Genomic DNA, 19,804 nt, shown 5'->3' on the forward strand with positions numbered 1-19,804 from the left:
CTCCAAATTTCTCGTGTGCGTTACTTGAGCAACGCGGTGACGAATTTGACCAGCGGCGCCTTTTCGACCGAGCTGCGGTGGCCGACGATCCCGACCTTGATGGCGCCCGCCGCGTTACCGATGAAGGCGACGTCCTCGATATTGCCGCCGGCGGCCACCAGCGGCGCCGTAATCGTCAGGAAAGCATCGCCGGCGCCGACCGTGTCCACCACGGTCTTGGTGAAAGCGGGCACGCGCGCGACGCCGGTCTTCGACGAGAAGGGGTAGCAGCCGAAGGAGCCGTGGGTGATGATCATGTTGTCGCAATCGATCTTCTCGTGCAGGCCGTCCTCGATCACCGACGCGATGTCGTTGAACTTGTCGGTAGCCGCCAGGCGCGCTTCCGGCGCGTCGATGCAGACGTAGTCGGCCCGCGGATATTTCGTGATCAGATTGTAACCGTGGTTGCCGCTGTTGCTCTGGGCGTTGACCGCCAGGAACTTGGAATTCGCGATCAACGTGTCGATCGTGCTGGATGCGATCATGCCGTGACCGAAATCGGTGACGATGACCACGTCCGCGCCGCGCACGCGTTCCGCGGTGACCCTGTCGATCTCCTTGCGCGTGGTCTCGTCCAGGGGCGTGTCGTCCATGGTGTAGACTTCGAACAGCTTGTGCAGATAGCCCAACTCGACGTATCGCAATTTGCGCGTCGTCGGGCGGCCTTGAATGCGGATCGGCGTGAGCGTGACATTCGGGCGGACATGCGCGCGAATGAACTCTTCGGGGTAGTCGTTGCCACCCAGCGTCGTGACGATCTCCACCGATTTGCAGAAGCTCGCCACGTGATTGGCCGCGGCAATGACGCCGCCGGCAAATTGCTCGCCGTTCTTGAATTGCGTAGCGACGATGTTTTCCTTTGAAGCCTTTCCGAGCGCCGTGACGTACTGGTATTCGTCGATGATGGTATCGCCGACCAGCACGACGTGCATGTCCTGGATCTTGTCGATCAGCTTCAGCAGGCGTTCGGCGCCGCCGCCTTCGCGCACCTTCTGGAGGTAGTCGCGCAGCGGAGGATCGTAGATGTCGAAATAGCGATTCAGCAGCGACGACGAGCTGAAGGTCACGTCGCGGGTGAAGACGACCCGCCCACCATGACGTTCGACGGCCTCGCGCTCGGTAGCGATCTTGCCGGTGACGTCATCTTCGGGGTTTTCGTAATCCGAGCCCTTCACGTAGATGTCGGGGCGCACGGTATCGAGGACCGGCTCGGCGCTGGAGGTCCGGTTGATGCCGACCCAGTCGACCGTGCCGAGCGCGGCCAGCATCTCGGCGCGCATATTTTCCGGAAAGATCGGCCGCCCGGGGCCCTTGTTGACGAAACGGTCGGCGGTGATGGTCACGATGACCACGTCGGCCTCGTTGCGCGCCGCCAGGATGTGCCGGACGTGGCCGAGATGCACGAGATCGAACACGCCGTGGCAGAGCGCGACGGTCTGGCCCTTTGCCTGCGCGGCGCGTGCAACCACGCCGAGCTCCTCGATCGTCCTGATCTTCTCGTGCGGTGCCGGATGGCCGGTCGGCTTGTCTGTCGGAGCATTACCCATGTGAATTACCTAAAGCGCCGGTAGGTCTCAGATGGCCGCCCGGAAATGATCGACTCGCGGCAACGATATCCCGCGAACCTGTTCAAGAGCTTGCCTGCGGCGAGCCCTTGTCGTCACCAAGATATTTGAACCAGTCCTTGGTGGCGTCGGCGATCTTGTCGACCGTCCACAGGGGCGCGTCCTTGTACTGATCCATCGATTTCAGCATCGTCGCAACGCCGTCCTCGAATTTCACCTTCGGCGTCCAGTTCAGGACTCGTTTGATCTTGGTGATGTCGGCGTAGGTGCAATCGGGCTCGCCCGGACGCTTGGGAATGTGAACCTTGTCGCCGCCGAGAAGCTCGACCAGCCGGTTGACGCTGTAGGTGTTGTCCGAACCAACGTTGAATATCTCGTGCGAGATATCGGAGCGCGCGGCGGTCACGAAGGCGTCTGCGACGTCGCTGACGAAGGTGAAGTCGCGCGTCTGCTCGCCGTCGCCGACCACCGTGAAGGGCTTGCCTGCGAGCTTCTGCGCCATGAACACGCCGAACACGGCACCGTAGGTGCCGGTGGTGCGATGGCGCGGCCCATACACGTTGAACAGGCGGAGCGCGACCGCGGGCAGCTTGTAGACCTGGCACCAGTGCATGACGCACTGCTCGCCGAGATTCTTGGTAAGAGCGTAGGGATACATCGGCCGGATCTCGGCGCTCTCGGGCGTCGGATAGACGTCGGGAATGCCGTAGCAGGACGACGACGCGGCATAGACGAAGCGGCTGACGCGCGCGTGCCGTGCCGCCTCGAGAACGTTGACCGTGCCGTCGACATTGGCGCGATGATACGGGATCGGGGACGCGATGGAGGGAACGATATCGGCCAGCGCCGCGAGGTGAAAGACCCAGTCGATACCGTGGAAATACGGCTTGATCGCTTCGAGGTCGGTGACATCGGCCCGCACGACCTTCAACTGGCTCGAATTGGCGCGCGAGGCCAGATTTTCAGGGCGGCCGATCACGAAATTATCGAGCGCAATGACCTCATGGCCATCATCGAGGAGGCGATCGACGAGGTGACTTCCGATGAAACCTGCGCCACCGGTGACAATGCATTTCATGGGGAACATCCGTGACGCGAATGCCCAGCGAAACAGGCCCGCCAATGTTAAGTGAAAACTCGAAAGCCGACTATCAGCCGCTCGCCAACTTTGCAAGCATTATACCTTTGCAATCCCTAGTAATAGCCGGTATCAGGGCGCCATGTTGCAGCCGAGCCGCCAGCCCATGTCTGTCGAGTCCGTCGATCCCGATCACAAGGCTTTCCTCGACGATTATGTGGGGCGCCTCCATCGCGCGACGGCGATCGACGACAGCGTTTTTGCCGGGATCTCCGCCACCCGCGCCGCCTGGTTGCGCACGCGAGAGCAGGGCGGCCGCGTCATCTTCATCGGCAACGGCGGCTCGGCCGGCATCGCCTCTCATCTGGCGATCGATCTTGCGAAGAATGCATCGGTGCCTGCGCTCTGCTTCAGCGACGCGAGCATGATGTCGTGCCTTGCCAACGATTACGGGTTCGAGGATTGGATCGCGCACGCCGTAAGGCTGAACGCCCGTGCCGGCGACTGCCTCGTCGCGATCAGCTCGTCGGGACGCTCGAAGAACATCCTCAACGCGGTTGCGCAGGCGCGGACGATGAAGCTCGACGTGATCGCACTGTCCGGGATGAACGCGGACAATCCCCTGCGCAATCTCGGCGACGTCAATTTCTGGGTCGACAGCCGCAGCTACAACATTGTCGAGACCACGCACCAGTTCTGGATGATGGCCGCGATCGACCTCGTCATTGGTCGCGCGGAATATCCGGCATCCTGAGGCGAGCACCCGATGCAGTCGCGGTTCAAACAGGCGGCCCTGTTTTCGGTAAAGCTGCTGCTGTCGATCGCCGTGCTGGTCTACATCGCGCGGGGTCTCGACCTGCAGCGGTTGCGCAGCCATCTCGTCTCGGTCGATCCTTTCCTGTTCGTCCTCGCGCTGGCGCTGATCTTCTTCCAGACCTTCGTGCTCAACGGCCGGTGGGAGCTGATCATGCGCGCCCTTGGCGTGTCGCTCGACTGGCTCGCGGGCTGGCGCATTCTCATGATCAGCCTCTGGTTCAATCAGGTGTTGCCGTCGTCGGTCGGCGGGGACGCGGTGCGGATGTGGCTGCTGCGCCAGCGCGGCGTACAGTGGCCGGACGCGGTCAAGGGCGTTGCGGCCGACCGTTTCACCGCATTGATCGGACTGATCGTGCTGATGGTGGCCGGATTGCCGTTGCTGCTATCGCGCGTGTCCAATCAGGCCGCGATCCTGGCCATCGGCGGGCTGACGCTGGCAGGCCTCGCCGGCACTGTGGTCCTGTTGACGCTTGACCGTCTGCCCAGGCGCCTCATCGCGCATCCGGCGATCGCAAGCTTCGTCCGGTTCGGAACGCTGGTCAGATTTCTTCTCCTGCAGTCCGAGCGCCGCGCTTTGCTGTTCGGATCGGCGCTCCTCATTCATCTCGTGACCGCGGCGGCCTGCTACGTCTTGGCGCGCGGTGTCGGAGCGGAGCTCTCGGTGCTGGATGCGATCGTCTTGATTCCGCCCGTGGTGCTGTTGACGGCCGTCCCGATCTCGATCAGCGGCTGGGGCGTTCGTGAGGGAGCGATGGTCGCCTGCCTCGGTCTGGCCGGCGTGCCTTCCGAGGAAGCGCTGTCGGTCTCGCTCCTGCTGGGCGCCATCAGCGTGATCATCGGCCTCGTCGGCGGTGCGATCTGGCTGGCCAGTCCGGAGCGCGGTTCGTATTCCGCGGATAGGGCCGCGAAGGCGGCGGAGGAAACTCCCAGCTACGGAATGAGCAAGGAAGTCTCGAGCCACCCATGACCCGCTTGAGCGCGTTGCTGCAGGTCTGGTTTTCACAGGGTGGGATTGCCTCACCCGACCGCGTATCTCATTTTTCGGTTCCACGATGAAAAATCTGTTCTATGTCCGCCATACCTGCCGCCTCTGTCATTCCGACAAGCAAGAGCTTGTCGTCCCGATGGCAGGCATGCCCATCGGGACGCCGAACTTCCAGGTCCCGGACGCCAGCGTCGATGATCCGGTGTTCCGGGCCGCGGTGCCGATGGCGCTGCATCTGTGCAGGGATTGTGGCCATCTCCAGATTCTTCATGTCGGCAATCCGGAGATCCAGTACCGCAATTACGTCTACACCACCTCGCTCTCGCTCGGCCTGCGGGAGCACTTTGCGGGCTATGCCAACGACGTCGTCAGCCGCTTCGCCATCGCGCCGGGCTCGCTGGTCGTCGAACTCGGCAGCAACGACGGATCGTTGCTCGGGTTCTTCAAAGAGAGCGGCATGCGGGTGCTGGGCGTCGATCCCGCTGTCGACATCGCGCGGCGCGCGACGGAGGCGGGGATCGAGACCATCGGCGATTTCTTCACCGATGCCATTGGTCACCGCATCCTGCAGAGCCACGGTGCGGCGAGCGTTGTGATCGCCAACAACATGATCGCCAATGTCGACAATCTCGATCCGCTGGTGATCGGGGTTCGCGACGTGCTCGCGCCGGACGGGTTGTTCGTCTTCGAAACGCAATACGGGGTCGACGTCACCGAGAAGAACCTGCTCGACACCGTCTACCACGAGCATCTGTCGTATTTTAATATCAAGCCGCTGATCCGTTTCTTTGCCCGGCTCGGCATGGAACTGATCGACGTCCAGCACATCTGGACCAAGGGTGGCTCGATCCGCGTGACCGTGCAGCGTGCCGGTGGCGCCAAGAAACCGTCGGCTGAGGTCGCGCGCTTCGTTGCCGAGGAAGAACGGCTCGGCGTCGATCAGCCGGCCTATTATGCGCCCTACGTGAAGAGGATCGCCGCTATCCGCGACGAGTTGGTCGCGATGGCTGACGCCGCCCATGCGCGCGGGCAGCTCGTTGCCGGCTACGGCGTCTCGGTCGGCACCACGACGCTACTGCCGCAGTTCGGCCTGGAGACAAAGATCGACTTCCTGGTGGACGACGACCCCAAGAAGGGGAACGTGATGGCCGGCCCGGGTTATGACATCCCGATCCTGCCGCCTGCCGCTCTTTACGAGCGCAAGCCGGCATTCGTCGTCGTCTTTGCCTGGCGCTATGTCGACCCGATCCGGGCCAAGCACGCCCGCTATTTCGCCGAAGGCGGAAAGTTCGTGGTGCCGCTGCCGGGCACTTCGATCGTCGACCGGGCCGACTGACCGCGCGACGGCGCTGAAGCGGCGAGCGCTCCATTGGAGCGTTCGGAGGAACCGGGCGGAAGCTGCGGTCAGGCCTGGCGAGGGTGGGGCAGATAAGTTCTTGATTCGCCTGGGCTCTGCTCTACCGCCCGGGAACGGCGGCTCGTCCGGGCGTGCCCCCTCTATCTTGACCTTTGCTCCCATCCGCAGTAGATACCCCGCACTCGCAGCCGGCCCGTTAGACGCGGATCTCCGGCGCGGCTTTGAAATCCCCGAACAATCGAGCCCGGTTTCCGGCTCATCCTTCGAGACAGAGGGCTGGGCCAACGGCGGCTGTTCGGATCCCTGAAATTCATTCGCGTCTGTCGACGGACGTTGGACATCAAAACGATGGCAGTCAGCCCGTTCAAGTTCTTGCAGGAAGTGCGCTCGGAGACCGCCAAGGTCACCTGGCCGACCCGCCGCGAGACCACGATCACCACCATCATGGTATTCGTCATGGTCGCCGTAGCCTCGATCTTCTTCTTCGCCGCCGACCAGGTTATCCGCGTCCTCATCACCTTCCTTCTGGGCATCCACTGATGGCAACAGCAACGGCTCAATTGTCTGACAAGCGCTGGTACATCGTCCACGCCTATTCGAACTTCGAGAAGAAGGTCGCCGAATCGATCCGCGAGCAGGCCAAGCAGCGCGGCCTCGAGGAGCTGTTCGAGCTGGTGCTGGTTCCGACCGAGAAGGTCACGGAAGTGCGCCGCGGCCGCAAGATCGACGCCGAGCGCAAGTTCTTCCCGGGCTACGTGCTGGTGAAGATGAAGCTGACCGACGAGGCGTTTCATCTGATCAAGAACACGCCGAAGGTCACCGGCTTCCTCGGCGCCGAGAACAAGCCGATGCCGATCTCGGAGTCCGAAGCCATGCGCATCCTGCACCAGGTGCAGGAGGGCGTGGAACGGCCGAAGGCGTCGGTGTCCTTCGAAATCGGCGAGAACGTGCGCGTGGCCGATGGGCCGTTCGCCTCGTTCTCGGGTGTTGTCGAGGAAATCGACGAGGCGCGCTCGCGCGTGAAGGTCGCGGTGTCGATCTTCGGCCGCGCCACGCCGGTCGAACTGGAATTCGGTCAGGTCGAGAAGGTCTGATCGGATAGCGCGCGAAGCCGAAAAGCTTCGCGCAAAGAGAGGCCGTGGGAGGGAGAGGGCGGTTGCCAGCCGCATCCGACCCAGACCACGAACCTGAATCCGCCGGCCCAGGCCGGCCCAACAGGAGTGATACATGGCAAAGAAAGTGACCGGATACCTGAAGCTTCAGGTCCCGGCCGGTGCGGCGAATCCTTCGCCCCCGATCGGTCCCGCGCTTGGTCAGCGCGGTCTCAACATCATGGAGTTCTGCAAGGCGTTCAACGCCCAGACCCAGAAGGAAGAGAAGAACACCCCGATCCCGGTGGTCATCACCATTTATGCGGACCGTTCCTTCACCTTCGAGATGAAGACGCCGCCGATGTCCTTCTTCCTCAAGCAGGCTGCCAAGATCCAGTCCGGCTCCAAGGCTCCGGGCCGTGACAAGGCCGGCGCGGTGACCAGGGCGCAGGTGCGCGAGATCGCCGAGAAGAAGATGAAGGATCTCAATTGCGATTCCATCGAATCGGCCATGAAGATGGTCGAGGGCTCCGCCCGCTCGATGGGCCTGGAAGTGGCGGGGTAAACGGACATGGCAATCGGAAAGCGTTTGAAACAAGCCCGCGAAGGTATTGATCGCGAAAAGCTTTACCCGCTCGCGGACGCCATCAAGATGGTCAAGGAACGCGCGAAAGCGAAGTTCGACGAGACGATCGAGGTCGCGATCAATCTCGGCGTCGATCCGCGTCACGCCGACCAGATGGTCCGCGGTGTCGTGACCCTGCCGAACGGCACCGGCCGTACGCTCCGCGTCGGCGTGTTCGCCCGCGGCGCCAAGGCCGATGAAGCCAAGGCTGCAGGTGCCGATGTCGTCGGCGCCGACGACCTGGTCGAGAAGGTGCAGAACGGCACGATCGATTTCGACCGCTGCATCGCCACCCCCGACATGATGCCGCTGGTCGGTCGCCTCGGTAAGGTGCTCGGCCCGCGCGGCCTGATGCCGAACCCGAAGATCGGCACCGTGACCATGGACGTCACCGGTGCGGTGAAGGGTGCCAAGGGCGGCTCGGTCGAGTTCCGTGTCGAAAAGGCCGGCATTCTGCAGGCCGGCGTCGGCAAGGCCTCGTTCACCGAGGAAAAACTGGTCGAGAACATCAAGGCTTTGGCTGACGCCGTCTCCAAGGCCAAGCCCGCCGGCTCCAAGGGCACCTACATCCAGCGCGTTGCGGTGTCCTCGTCGATGGGCCCCGGCGTGAAGGTCGAGCCGGGCACCATTCTCGGCTAAGCCTGGAATTGCATGAGGTGAGGGGCGGAATTGGGCAACCGATTCCGCCCCTCGTCGTTTGTGAAGGCTTTCACCGGAAATAAGAACAATGGCTGACAAGGTCCTGATCTATTCGCGCTTTCCCAAGTCGATGATGGCGCGTTTCGCCGAGCGGTTCGAGCTGCTCGACACCGGCGGCAAGCCGGCGGGGGAGGTGTTTTCGGCCGACGAACTCGGCGGCGTCCGCGCGATGCTCACGGCGGGCGGCTCGCCGCTCGGTGCGGAGGCGATGGATCTGTTTCCAAAACTCGGCGCCATCGTCTGCTACGGCACCGGCTATGACGGCGTCGACCTGAAGGCGGCAGCGAGCCGCAATATCGCAGTCGGCCACAGCCCGGGGGCCAATGCGGCCTCGGTGGCCGATATCGCGATGACCCTGATGCTGGCGACGACGCGGCGGATCCTAGTTGCCGACCACTATGTTCGCAGCGGCGATTGGGCCGCGTCAAAACCCTCGCCGATGATGCGGCCGCAGGCGGGCATGCCCGGCCGCCGCATCGGCGTCTACGGCATGGGCGAGATCGGCCGCAAGATCGCGGCGCGCTGCGCCGCCTTCGAAAGCGAGGTCGGCTATTTCAGCCGCAGCAAGTACGATCTGCCCTATCAGTACTTCCCGACCCTGGAGGCGCTGGCCGATTGGTGCAGCGTGCTGATGGTCTCGGTCCGGGCAGGGGCAGAGACCCAGCATGTCGTCAACGCCGACATCCTGAGGCGTCTCGGCGCCGACGGCTATCTCGTCAATATCTCCCGTGGCTCGGTGATCGACGAGAGAGCCCTGGTCGCGGCCCTTTCCGACAAGACCATCGCCGGCGCCGGCCTCGACGTCTTCGAGACGGAACCGCACGCCCCGGGCGCCCTGACGGCGCTTCCCAACGTGGTGTTCGCCCCGCATATTGGCGGCCACACCCTCGAATCGCACGTTGCCATGCAAGCCTGCGTGCTGGCGAACCTGACCGCGTTCTTCGAGGGCAAGCCGCTGCCCTACGCGGTCAAATCGGCCTGAACCGGTCCTTATCGGCCCGGGTCAAGCGCCCGCGGCAACGGATTGGAACTGGTGCGAATTTTGCTCTTGGCAAGCAGGCAGAGAGCGTTTAAAGAACCGCTTCCGGACGTGCCGGCTTCGGCTGGCGCGTTCGTGCACGCATTCAGAAAAACCCGACACGATAGGAGATCATTCCTTTTCAGGACGTCCGTGAGGATTGGCCCGAAAGGAAGGAAAATCCGTCGATTGGTGAATGTGGGCAGAGGTCGGGCGGTTCGCCGGCTGACCTTGTCCTGTCCAAGACTGCAGGCGCCCGCGGGGAATTTCGATTTCTCAAAGGCTTAATCGCATGGCCTGCATAGACGGGTGAAGACCGGATTTCACTTCGCATCCAGCTTTAAGGGCTGGCCTCGCGAAAGGGTCTGGTTCGGACCTCGACACGCCGTGGGCCTTCAAGGGCTCCCGGAGGGCAGGCTTTGAATCGTCGTCTCGCCCGGCGTGTGTCCGATGGGTTTTGGCCCGGAGGTTCAGGTTTTGGGTGGGGCGATGGGTGCAACCCGGCGGTCCCGCTTTCGCGATGGCCGCCAACCGGAAAGAGCTTGCTGTGGAACGAGCGGCAAAAAAGGAAGCGGTCGAACAGCTCAATGGGGTCTTCAAGACCACGAGCGTCGCGGTCGTTGCCCAATATTCCGGCCTGACCGTTGCCCAGATGCAGAAGCTGCGCACGCAGATGAAGCAGGCTGGCGCCTCGGTGAAGGTCTCGAAGAACCGTCTCGCCAAAATTGCTCTTGAAGGCACTGACGTCGTTGCCATCGGTCCCATGCTGAAGGGACCGACCGTGATCGCTACTTCGAACGATCCGGTTGCGGCGCCAAAGGTCGCCGTCGAATTCGCCAAGGCGAACGAAAAGTTCGTCATCGTTGGCGGTTCGATGGGGAAGACCGTCCTGAATGTCGACGGCGTGAAGGCGCTTGCCTCGCTGCCGTCGCTTGATGAACTGCGCGCCAAGATCGTCGGCCTGCTTGTGGCCCCGGCGACCAAGATCGCTCAGCTCGCCAATGCGCCCGCGGGCAAGCTCGCGCGCGTCATCCAGGCTCATGCCTCAAAGGGCGAAGCGGCCTGACGCCCTTCGCAAAACTCAAACCCGAACCAGACTTACATCCAAGGAAACTGAACAATGGCTGACTTGCAGAAGATCGTTGACGACCTCTCGAGCCTCACTGTGCTCGAAGCTGCTGAACTGGCGAAGCTCCTCGAAGAAAAGTGGGGCGTTTCGGCTGCCGCGGCTGTCGCCGTGGCCGGCCCGGCCGGTGGTGGCGCTGCCGCCGCTCCCGCCGAAGAGAAGACCGAGTTCACGGTCGTTCTCGCCGGCGCCGGCGACAAGAAGATCGAGGTCATCAAGGAAGTCCGCGCCATCACCGGCCTGGGCCTGAAGGAAGCAAAGGACCTCGTCGAGGGCGCGCCGAAGCCTGTCAAGGAAGGCGTGAACAAGGACGAGGCCGACAAGATCAAGGCCCAGCTCGAGAAGGCTGGCGCGAAGGTCGAGCTCAAGTAAGCAACGCTTCTGGCGAGATCCCGGGCGAGCGTCAGCGAAGCCCGGGATCTTGGCTTGCCCTCAACAAGGGGCGTGCCGGATGCAAAAGGCGTGCGACGGAACCTGCCGACGCGGGCCGAACACGAAAAAGTGTGGGGATTTGCGGGTTTCACCCTCGAATCTGCACTAATGTCGCCCCATATCGGGTCGACAGCACGAAAGCGCGGTGGGCAGGGATTTCGAATTCCCTGTAGCCGTTGGGAGAGCAAGCTATTTCGGGCTTTTGCAGTCCGTGAAGACAATCGTTGTGACGGGCGGGCGCGCACCAGCGCCCCGCGCGTCGTTTTGCGTTTTGAAGGTCTGAAGAACAGATTCAGGACATTCTCGCCTGAAACTGAGTCTCCGGTCCCCAAAACGGGTTCGAAAAATTCAACCCGGGGAGCGGTGGCAGCCGCGTCCCGGACGGCGCGCCCGGAGCGGGCGACGAAAATGAGAGGCCACCATGGCGCAGCAGACATTCACCGGTCGCAAACGCGTTCGAAAGTTCTTCGGACACATCAAGGAAGTGGCCGAGATGCCGAACCTCATCGAGGTTCAAAAGGCGTCCTATGACCAGTTCCTGATGGTCGATGAACCCCAGGGTGGCCGTCTCGACGAGGGTCTGCAGGCGGTCTTCCGCTCGGTGTTTCCGATCTCCGACTTCTCGGGCACCTCGATGCTGGAATTCGTCCGCTACGAATTCGAGCAGCCGAAATACGACGTCGACGAGTGCCGCCAGCGCGGCATGACCTTCGCGGCTCCCCTGAAGGTGACGCTGCGCCTCATCGTGTTCGATATCGACGAGGAAACCGGCGCGAAGTCGGTGAAGGACATCAAGGAGCAGGACGTCTACATGGGCGACATCCCGCTCATGACGATGAACGGCACCTTCATCGTCAACGGCACCGAGCGCGTCATCGTCTCGCAGATGCACCGCTCGCCCGGCGTGTTCTTCGATCACGACAAGGGCAAGACCCATTCCTCGGGCAAGCTGCTGTTCGCTGCCCGCGTCATCCCGTATCGCGGCTCCTGGCTCGACATCGAGTTCGACGCCAAGGACATCGTCTACGCGCGTATCGACCGTCGCCGCAAGATTCCGGTGACGTCGCTGATGTTCGCCCTCGGCCTCGACGGCGAGGCGATCCTCAGCACCTTCTACAAGAAGATCCTCTACAAGCGGACCAAGGAAGGCTGGCGCGTTCCGTTCGACGCGAACCGTTTCCGCGGCTACTCGACCGTCAACGACCTGATCGACGCCGATACCGGCAAGGTCGTGCTCGAGGCCGGCAAGAAGCTCACCGTCCGTGCCGCCCGCCAGCTCCAGGAGAAGGGGCTGAAGGCGCTGCGCTTGTCCGATGAGGAACTGGTCGGCAACTACGTCGCCGAGGACCTCGTCAACCCGAAGACCGGCGAGATCCACGCCGAGGCCGGTGAGGAAATCACCGACAAGTCGATGAAGGTGCTCAACGAGCACGGCTACAAGGAATTGCCGCTGCTCGACATCGACCACGTCAATGTCGGTCCCTACATCCGCAACACGCTCTCGGCCGACAAGAACATGACGCGCGAGGATGCGCTGTTCGACATCTACCGCGTGATGCGTCCGGGCGAGCCGCCGACGCTGGATTCGGCGCAGGCCATGTTCCAGTCGCTGTTCTTCGACGCCGAACGCTACGACCTCTCCGCGGTCGGCCGCGTCAAGATGAACATGCGCCTCGACCTCGATGCGCCCGACACCCAGCGCACGCTGCGCAAGGAAGACATCCTCTCCGTCATCAAGACGCTGGTGGACCTGCGCGACGGCAAGGGCGAGATCGACGACATCGACCATCTCGGCAACCGCCGTGTGCGCTCGGTCGGCGAGCTCATGGAGAACCAGTACCGCATCGGCCTCCTGCGCATGGAGCGCGCGATCAAGGAGCGCATGTCCTCCGTCGACATCGACACGGTCATGCCGCAGGATCTGATCAACGCCAAGCCGGCGGCTGCCGCCGTGCGCGAGTTCTTCGGCTCCTCGCAGCTCTCGCAGTTCATGGACCAGACCAACCCGCTGTCGGAGATCACCCACAAGCGCCGCCTGTCGGCGCTTGGACCGGGCGGTCTGACGCGCGAGCGCGCCGGCTTCGAGGTGCGCGACGTGCATCCGACGCATTACGGCCGCATCTGCCCGATCGAGACGCCGGAAGGTCCGAACATCGGCCTGATCAACTCGCTCGCGACCTTCGCGCGCGTGAACAAATACGGCTTCGTCGAGACGCCGTATCGCAAGGTCAAGGACGGCCGCGTCACCGACGAGGTGGTGTATCTCTCCGCGATGGAAGAGGGCCGCTACACGGTCGCACAGGCCAACGTGCCGCTCGACCCGAAGGGCCGTTTCACCGAAGACCTCGTGGTCTGCCGTCACGCCGGCGAAGTCTTGCCGGTGACGCCCGACAAGGTCGACTACATGGACGTGTCGCCGAAGCAGCTCGTTTCGGTCGCCGCGGCGCTGATCCCGTTCCTCGAGAACGACGACGCCAACCGCGCGCTGATGGGCTCGAACATGCAGCGCCAGGCGGTGCCGCTGGTTCGCGCGGAGGCGCCGTTCGTCGGCACCGGCATGGAAGGCGTGGTTGCGCGTGACTCGGGTGCCGCGATCGCGGCGCGCCGTTCCGGCGTGATCGACCAGATCGACGCGACCCGCGTCGTCATCCGCGCCACGGAAGATCTCGATCCGACCAAGTCGGGCGTCGATATCTACCGGCTGATGAAGTACCAGCGCTCCAACCAGTCGACCTGCATCAACCAGCGTCCGCTGGTGAAGGTCGGCGACGTCGTCAAGAAGGGCGACATCATCGCCGACGGTCCGTCGACCGATCTCGGCGAGCTCGCTCTGGGGCGGAACGTGCTCGTCGCGTTCATGCCATGGAACGGCTACAACTTCGAAGACTCGATCCTGCTCTCCGAGCGGATCGTGAAGGAAGACGTGTTCACCTCAATTCACATCGAAGAATTCGAGGTGATGGCCCGCGACACCAAGCTTGGCCCTGAGGAAATCACCCGCGACATTCCGAACGTCTCGGAAGAAGCGCTGAAGAACCTCGACGAAGCCGGTATCGTGTACATCGGCGCCGAAGTGCGCGCCGGCGACATCCTGGTCGGCAAGATCACGCCGAAGGGCGAGAGCCCCATGACGCCGGAAGAGAAGCTCCTGCGTGCCATCTTCGGCGAAAAGGCTTCCGACGTTCGCGATACCTCGCTGCGCGTTCCTCCGGGCGTGCAGGGCACGATCGTGGAAGTGCGCGTGTTCAACCGTCACGGCGTCGACAAGGACGAGCGTGCGCTGGCGATCGAGCGGGAAGAGATCGAGCGTCTGGCCAAGGACCGCGACGACGAGCAGGCGATTCTGGACCGCAACGTCTACAACCGTCTAGCCGAGCTCCTCGAGGGGCGGCAGGGCATTGCCGGTCCGAAGGGCTTCAAGAAGGACACCAAGATCACCCGTGCGGTGCTCGAGGAGTACCCGAAGTCGCAGTGGTGGCTGTTCGCTTCGCCGAACGACAAGCTGATGGCCGAGATCGAGGCCATGCGGAAGCAGTACGACGAATCGAAGAAGGGGCTTGAACAGCGCTTCCTCGACAAGGTCGAAAAGCTTCAGCGCGGTGACGAATTGCCGCCCGGCGTGATGAAGATGGTCAAGGTCTTCGTCGCGGTGAAGCGCAAGATCCAGCCCGGCGACAAGATGGCCGGCCGCCACGGCAACAAGGGCGTGGTGTCGAAGATCGTTCCGATCGAGGACATGCCGTTCCTCGAAGACGGCACGCATGCCGACATCGTGCTCAATCCGCTCGGCGTGCCCTCGCGCATGAACGTCGGACAGATCCTCGAGACCCATCTCGGCTGGGCCTGCGCCGGCCTCGGCAAGCGTATCGGCCAGACGGTCGATGCCTATTTGTCGAAGCAGGACATCAAGCCGCTGAAGGAAACCTTGAAGAAGGTCTACGGCGAGGACGAGACGATCAAGTCGCTCAACGACAACGAACTGATCGAGCTCGGCCACAATCTGAGCCGCGGCGTGCCGATCGCGACGCCGGTGTTCGACGGTGCCAAGGAAGCCGACATCGAGGAGATGCTGAAGCTTGCCGGTCTGGACGCTTCGGGCCAGTCGACCGTCTATGACGGCCGCACCGGCGATGCGTTCGATCGCAAGGTGACGGTGGGCTACATCTACATGCTCAAGCTGCACCATCTGGTCGACGACAAGATCCACGCACGTTCGATCGGTCCGTACTCGCTCGTCACCCAGCAGCCGCTGGGCGGCAAGGCGCAGTTCGGCGGCCAGCGCTTCGGCGAAATGGAAGTGTGGGCGCTCGAGGCTTACGGCGCGGCTTACACGCTCCAGGAGATGCTGACGGTGAAGTCGGACGACGTCGCCGGCCGTACCAAGGTGTACGAGGCGATCGTGCGCGGCGACGACACGTTCGAGGCCGGTATTCCGGAATCGTTCAACGTGCTGGTCAAGGAAATGCGCTCGCTCGGCCTCAACGTCGACCTGCACAACTCCAAGGTGGGACCGGCGCCGACGTCGGAAGCTGCCGAGTAACCCGACCTGTCATGCCCGGCCTTCCCGGCCGGGCACCGGCGCCCCGTCCGAGGCCTTGAGGGCAGGGCGCCCCGTTAAGTGATTTTCGAATTTGCGGCCGGAGGCGACCGGCACGCGAGGAGAAGACGATGAACCAAGAAATTATGAATCTCTTCAACCCGACGACGCCGGCTCAGGTCTTCGACCAGATCCGGATCTCGATCGCGTCTCCAGAGAAGATTCTGTCCTGGTCCTACGGCGAGATCAAGAAGCCGGAGACCATCAACTACCGCACCTTCAAGCCCGAGCGCGACGGCCTGTTCTGCGCCCGCATCTTCGGGCCGATCAAGGATTACGAGTGCTTGTGCGGCAAGTACAAGCGCATGAAGTACAAGGGCATCATCTGCGAGAAGTGCTCGGTCGAGGTCACGCTGTCGCGCGTCCGGCGCGAGCGCATGGGCCATATCGAGCTCGCAGCCCCAGTCGCCCACATCTGGTTCCTGAAGTCGCTGCCCTCGCGCATCGGCCTCCTGCTGGACATGACGCTGAAGGATCTCGAGCGGATCCTCTATTTCGAATACTACGTCGTGCTCGAGCCGGGCCTCACCGCGCTGAAGGACCGCCAGCTGCTGTCCGAAGACGAGTATCTGAAGGCGCAGGACGAGTACGGCCAGGATTCCTTCACCGCCATGATCGGCGCCGAAGCGATCCGCGAGCTGCTCAAGGGCATGGATCTCGAGAAGCTCGAGGCCACCCTGCGCATCGAGATGCAGGAGACCGACTCCGACATCAAGCACAAGAAGCTCGCCAAGCGCCTGAAGATCGTGGAAGCGTTCCGCCACTCCGGCAACAAGCCGGAATGGATGATCATGACCGTGGTTCCGGTGATTCCGCCGGACCTGCGTCCGCTCGTGCCGCTCGACGGCGGCCGCTTCGCGACCTCGGACCTCAACGACCTCTACCGCCGCGTCATCAACCGCAACAACCGCTTGAAGCGGCTGATGGAGCTGCGCGCGCCTGACATCATCATCCGCAACGAGAAGCGCATGCTTCAGGAAGCGGTTGATGCGCTGTTCGACAACGGCCGCCGCGGCCGCGTCATCACGGGCGCCAACAAGCGCCCGCTGAAATCGCTCGCCGACATGCTCAAGGGCAAACAGGGCCGCTTCCGCCAGAACCTGCTCGGCAAGCGCGTCGACTATTCGGGCCGTTCGGTGATCGTGGTCGGTCCCGAGCTGCGCCTGCATCAGTGCGGCCTGCCGAAGAAGATGGCGCTCGAGCTGTTCAAGCCGTTCATCTATTCGCGGCTCGACGCCAAGGGCCTGTCCACGACCGTGAAGCAGGCCAAGAAGCTGGTTGAGAAGGAGCGGCCGGAGGTCTGGGACATCCTGGACGAGGTCATCCGCGAGCATCCGGTGCTACTGAACCGCGCGCCGACGCTGCATCGCCTCGGCATCCAGGCGTTCGAGCCCGTGCTGATCGAGGGCAAGGCGATCCAGCTTCACCCGCTGGTCTGCTCCGCGTTCAACGCCGACTTCGACGGCGACCAGATGGCCGTGCACGTCCCGCTGTCGCTCGAAGCGCAGCTGGAAGCGCGCGTCCTGATGATGTCGACCAACAACATCCTGCACCCGGCCAACGGTCAGCCGATCATCGTGCCGTCGCAGGACATCGTGCTCGGTCTCTATTACGTCTCGATCATGCGCGAAGGCCTGCCTGGCGAGGGCAAGGTGTTCGGCGAGGTGGCCGAGCTCGAGCACGCCCTGCACGCGAAGGTCATCCACCTCCACACCAAGATCAAGTACCGGTGGGAAGGCATCGACGAGACCGGCAAGATCACCAAGCGCTGGATCGAGACCACCGCCGGCCGCGTTATGCTCGGCCATCTGCTGCCGAAGAACCCGCGCGTCCCGTACGAGATCATCAACAAGCTGATGACCAAGCGCGAGATCTCGGGCGTCATCGACCAGGTCTACCGTCACTGCGGTCAGAAGGAGACGGTGATCTTCTGCGACCGCATCATGGCGCTCGGCTTCTACAACGCGTTCAAGGCCGGCATCTCGTTCGGCAAGGACGACATGGTCGTGCCGCACTCCAAGTGGAAGATCGTCGACACCACCCGTACGCTGGCGAAGGATTTCGAGCAGCAGTACAACGACGGTCTGATCACCCATGGCGAGAAGTACAACAAGGTCGTCGACGCCTGGTCGAAGGCCACGGAAGAAATCGCCAAGGCGATGATGAAGGAGATCTCCTCCACCAAGAAGACGGCGAGTGGAGCGGATGCCGACATCAACTCGATCTACATGATGGCCCACTCCGGTGCCCGCGGTTCGCCGGCCCAGATGCGCCAGCTCGCCGGCATGCGCGGCCTGATGGCCAAGCCGTCGGGTGAGATCATCGAGACGCCGATCATCTCGAACTTCAAGGAAGGCCTCTCGGTTCTCGAGTACTTCAACTCGACTCACGGCGCCCGCAAGGGCCTCGCGGACACCGCGTTGAAGACCGCGAACTCGGGCTACCTGACCCGTCGTCTGGTCGACGTCGCGCAGGACTGCATCATCACGCAGAGCGACTGCGGCACCAAGCTCGGCATCAAGATGCGCGCCATCGTCGATGCCGGCACCGTGGTTGCTTCGCTCGGTTCGCGTATCCTCGGACGCACGGCCTGCGAAGATATCCGTGACAGCTCGGGCAAGGTGATCATCAAGCGCGATACGCTGATGGAAGAAAGCCATCTGGACGCGATCCAGCAGGGTGGCGTGCAGGAGGTGAAGATCCGCTCGGCGCTGACCTGCGAACTCGTCAACGGCATCTGCGGCAAGTGCTACGGCCGCGACCTCGCCCGCGGCACGCCGGTCAACCACGGCGAAGCGGTCGGCGTCATCGCGGCGCAGTCGATCGGCGAGCCGGGCACCCAGCTCACCATGCGCACCTTCCACATCGGTGGTGCGGCGCAGCTCAACGAGCAGTCGTTCGTCGAAGCCAATTTCGACGGCAAGATCGTGATCAGGAACAAGGCCATCGCCCGCAACAGCGAAGGTCACCTGGTCGCGATGGTGCGCAACATGGTGGTGGCGATCGTCGATGCCGACGGCACCGAGCGTGCGACGCACCGCGTCCAGTACGGCTCGCGCCTGCACGTCGACGAAGGCGACATGGTCAAGCGTGGCCAGCGCATCGTCGAGTGGGACCCGTACACCCGTCCGCTTCTCACTGAAGTCGAAGGTACCATCGGTTTCGAGGACCTGATCGAGGGTCTGTCGATCTCGGAAACGCTCGACGAAGCCACCGGCATCGCCAAGCGCGTGGTCATCGACTGGCGCTCGACGCGTGGTGGCGCGGACCTGCGTCCCGCCATCGTGGTCAAGGGCAAGGACGGCAAGGTGCTCAAGCTCGCCCGTGGCGGTGATGCCCGCTACATGCTGTCGGTCGACGGCATTCTGTCGGTCGACATAGGAGCCAAGGTCCAGGCGGGTGACATTCTCGCCCGTGTCTCGACCGAAAGCGCCAAGACGCGTGACATCACCGGCGGTCTGCCGCGGGTGGCGGAACTGTTCGAGGCACGGCGTCCGAAGGACGCGGCGATCATCGCCGAAATCTCGGGCACCATCCGGTTTGGGCGCGACTACAAGAACAAGCGTCGCATCTCGATCGAGCCGATGGACAAGACCGAGGAGGCCCGTGAGTACCTGATCCCGAAGGGCAAGCACATCCATCTTCAAGACGGCGACATCGTCGAAAAGGGCGATTTCATCGTGGAAGGCAACCCGGCGCCGCACGACATTCTTGCGGTCAAGGGCATCGAGGAACTCGCGGCCTACCTGGTCAACGAGATCCAGGAGGTGTACCGGCTCCAGGGCGTGCTCATCAACGACAAGCACATCGAGGTGATTGTCCGTCAGATGCTCCAGAAGGTGGAAGTCACCGACCAGGGCGACACGGACATGATCTCCGGCGAGCAGGTCGACAAGATCGAGTTCGACGCGCTGAACGAGAAGGCCAAGGAAGAGGGCAAGAAGATCGCCACGGGGACGCCGGTTCTGCTCGGCATCACCAAGGCGAGCCTCCAGACCCGCTCGTTCTTCTCGGCGGCCTCGTTCCAGGAGACCACCCGCGTCCTCACGGAAGCGGCGGTCAACGGCAAGGTCGATCCGCTCGAAGGCCTCAAGGAGAACGTCATCGTCGGCCGGTTGATCCCGGCGGGCACCGGCGCTTCCATGGCCAAGATCCGCGAAGTCGCCGTCAAGCGCGACAAGATGATCCTGGACGAGCGCGAGAAGCAGGCGGCCGTCGTGTCGCCCGCGCCGGAAGCGGAGCTTCCTGCACTGCCGCCCGCGGAATGATGGTTCATCCGTAGGAATACCGAGGACAATGAAAAGGCCGGCGGAAGCCGGCCTTTTTGCTGCTTTCATTGCCTGCTGCGATGCGGGATCAACCTTTGTTCATCTTTC

The 19,804-nt window shown here is 63.0% G+C and carries 14 protein-coding genes; 12 read left to right on the forward strand and 2 right to left on the reverse strand.

Going from position 1 to position 19,804, the window contains the following annotated elements; translation table 11 throughout:
* Window positions 1-20 precede the first annotated feature (20 nt).
* The gene (locus tag IVB28_RS12195) at window positions 21-1,586 is read right to left on the reverse strand and encodes a PfkB family carbohydrate kinase (protein WP_247526440.1); all 1,566 of its coding nucleotides are present in this window, start codon (window positions 1,584-1,586) and stop codon (window positions 21-23) included.
* 82 nt (window positions 1,587-1,668) lie between these two features.
* Complete coding sequence (locus IVB28_RS12200) at window positions 1,669-2,682, reverse strand: SDR family oxidoreductase (RefSeq protein ID WP_247526441.1); 1,014 nt, start codon at window positions 2,680-2,682, stop codon at window positions 1,669-1,671.
* A gap of 166 nt (window positions 2,683-2,848) precedes the next feature.
* Between IVB28_RS12200 and IVB28_RS12205 the strand changes: the two genes are divergently transcribed.
* The 12 genes from IVB28_RS12205 to rpoC all read left to right on the forward strand — a co-directional run bounded on the left by IVB28_RS12205 (window position 2,849) and on the right by rpoC (window position 19,696).
* Entirely contained in the window at window positions 2,849-3,436 is a 588-nt protein-coding gene (locus tag IVB28_RS12205) for an SIS domain-containing protein (RefSeq protein WP_247526442.1), read from the forward strand.
* Window positions 3,437-3,448: 12 nt separating this feature from the next.
* Window positions 3,449-4,465: a lysylphosphatidylglycerol synthase transmembrane domain-containing protein gene (locus tag IVB28_RS12210; RefSeq protein ID WP_247526443.1), complete on the forward strand. Its 1,017-nt coding sequence runs from the start codon at window positions 3,449-3,451 to the stop codon at window positions 4,463-4,465.
* An 85-nt stretch (window positions 4,466-4,550) separates the two neighbouring features.
* The gene (locus IVB28_RS12215) at window positions 4,551-5,819 is read left to right on the forward strand and encodes a class I SAM-dependent methyltransferase (protein WP_256466988.1); all 1,269 of its coding nucleotides are present in this window, start codon (window positions 4,551-4,553) and stop codon (window positions 5,817-5,819) included.
* 369 nt (window positions 5,820-6,188) lie between these two features.
* Entirely contained in the window at window positions 6,189-6,380 is a 192-nt protein-coding gene (gene secE, locus IVB28_RS12220; RefSeq protein WP_135166019.1) for a preprotein translocase subunit SecE, read from the forward strand.
* Window positions 6,380-6,934 carry a transcription termination/antitermination protein NusG gene (gene nusG, locus IVB28_RS12225; protein WP_008136441.1) on the forward strand — a complete coding sequence of 185 codons (555 nt, stop codon included), beginning with the start codon at window positions 6,380-6,382 and terminating at the stop codon, window positions 6,932-6,934. The genes secE and nusG overlap by 1 nt, the downstream gene beginning before the upstream one ends.
* A 133-nt stretch (window positions 6,935-7,067) precedes the next feature.
* A complete protein-coding gene (gene rplK, locus IVB28_RS12230) occupies window positions 7,068-7,496 on the forward strand; it encodes a 50S ribosomal protein L11 (protein WP_200293150.1) in 429 nt (142 codons plus the stop codon).
* Window positions 7,497-7,502: 6 nt separating this feature from the next.
* The gene (gene rplA / locus IVB28_RS12235) at window positions 7,503-8,195 is read left to right on the forward strand and encodes a 50S ribosomal protein L1 (protein ID WP_247526445.1); all 693 of its coding nucleotides are present in this window, start codon (window positions 7,503-7,505) and stop codon (window positions 8,193-8,195) included.
* 88 nt (window positions 8,196-8,283) lie between these two features.
* Window positions 8,284-9,237 carry a 2-hydroxyacid dehydrogenase gene (locus tag IVB28_RS12240; protein ID WP_247526446.1) on the forward strand — a complete coding sequence of 318 codons (954 nt, stop codon included), beginning with the start codon at window positions 8,284-8,286 and terminating at the stop codon, window positions 9,235-9,237.
* Window positions 9,238-9,820: 583 nt separating this feature from the next.
* Complete coding sequence (gene rplJ / locus IVB28_RS12245; RefSeq protein ID WP_247526447.1) at window positions 9,821-10,339, forward strand: 50S ribosomal protein L10; 519 nt, start codon at window positions 9,821-9,823, stop codon at window positions 10,337-10,339.
* Between the two features lie 54 nt (window positions 10,340-10,393).
* Window positions 10,394-10,771 (forward strand): 50S ribosomal protein L7/L12, encoded by a 378-nt coding sequence (gene rplL / locus IVB28_RS12250; protein ID WP_247314866.1) that lies wholly within the window; start codon window positions 10,394-10,396, stop codon window positions 10,769-10,771.
* A 481-nt stretch (window positions 10,772-11,252) separates the two neighbouring features.
* A complete protein-coding gene (gene rpoB, locus IVB28_RS12255; RefSeq protein WP_247526448.1) occupies window positions 11,253-15,371 on the forward strand; it encodes a DNA-directed RNA polymerase subunit beta in 4,119 nt (1,372 codons plus the stop codon).
* 128 nt (window positions 15,372-15,499) lie between these two features.
* Complete coding sequence (gene rpoC / locus IVB28_RS12260) at window positions 15,500-19,696, forward strand: DNA-directed RNA polymerase subunit beta' (RefSeq protein ID WP_247526449.1); 4,197 nt, start codon at window positions 15,500-15,502, stop codon at window positions 19,694-19,696.
* Window positions 19,697-19,804 lie beyond the last annotated feature (108 nt).

The organism is Bradyrhizobium sp. 199 (assembly GCF_023073355.1).
In the GTDB taxonomy this organism is placed as follows: Bacteria; Pseudomonadota; Alphaproteobacteria; order Rhizobiales; family Xanthobacteraceae; genus Bradyrhizobium.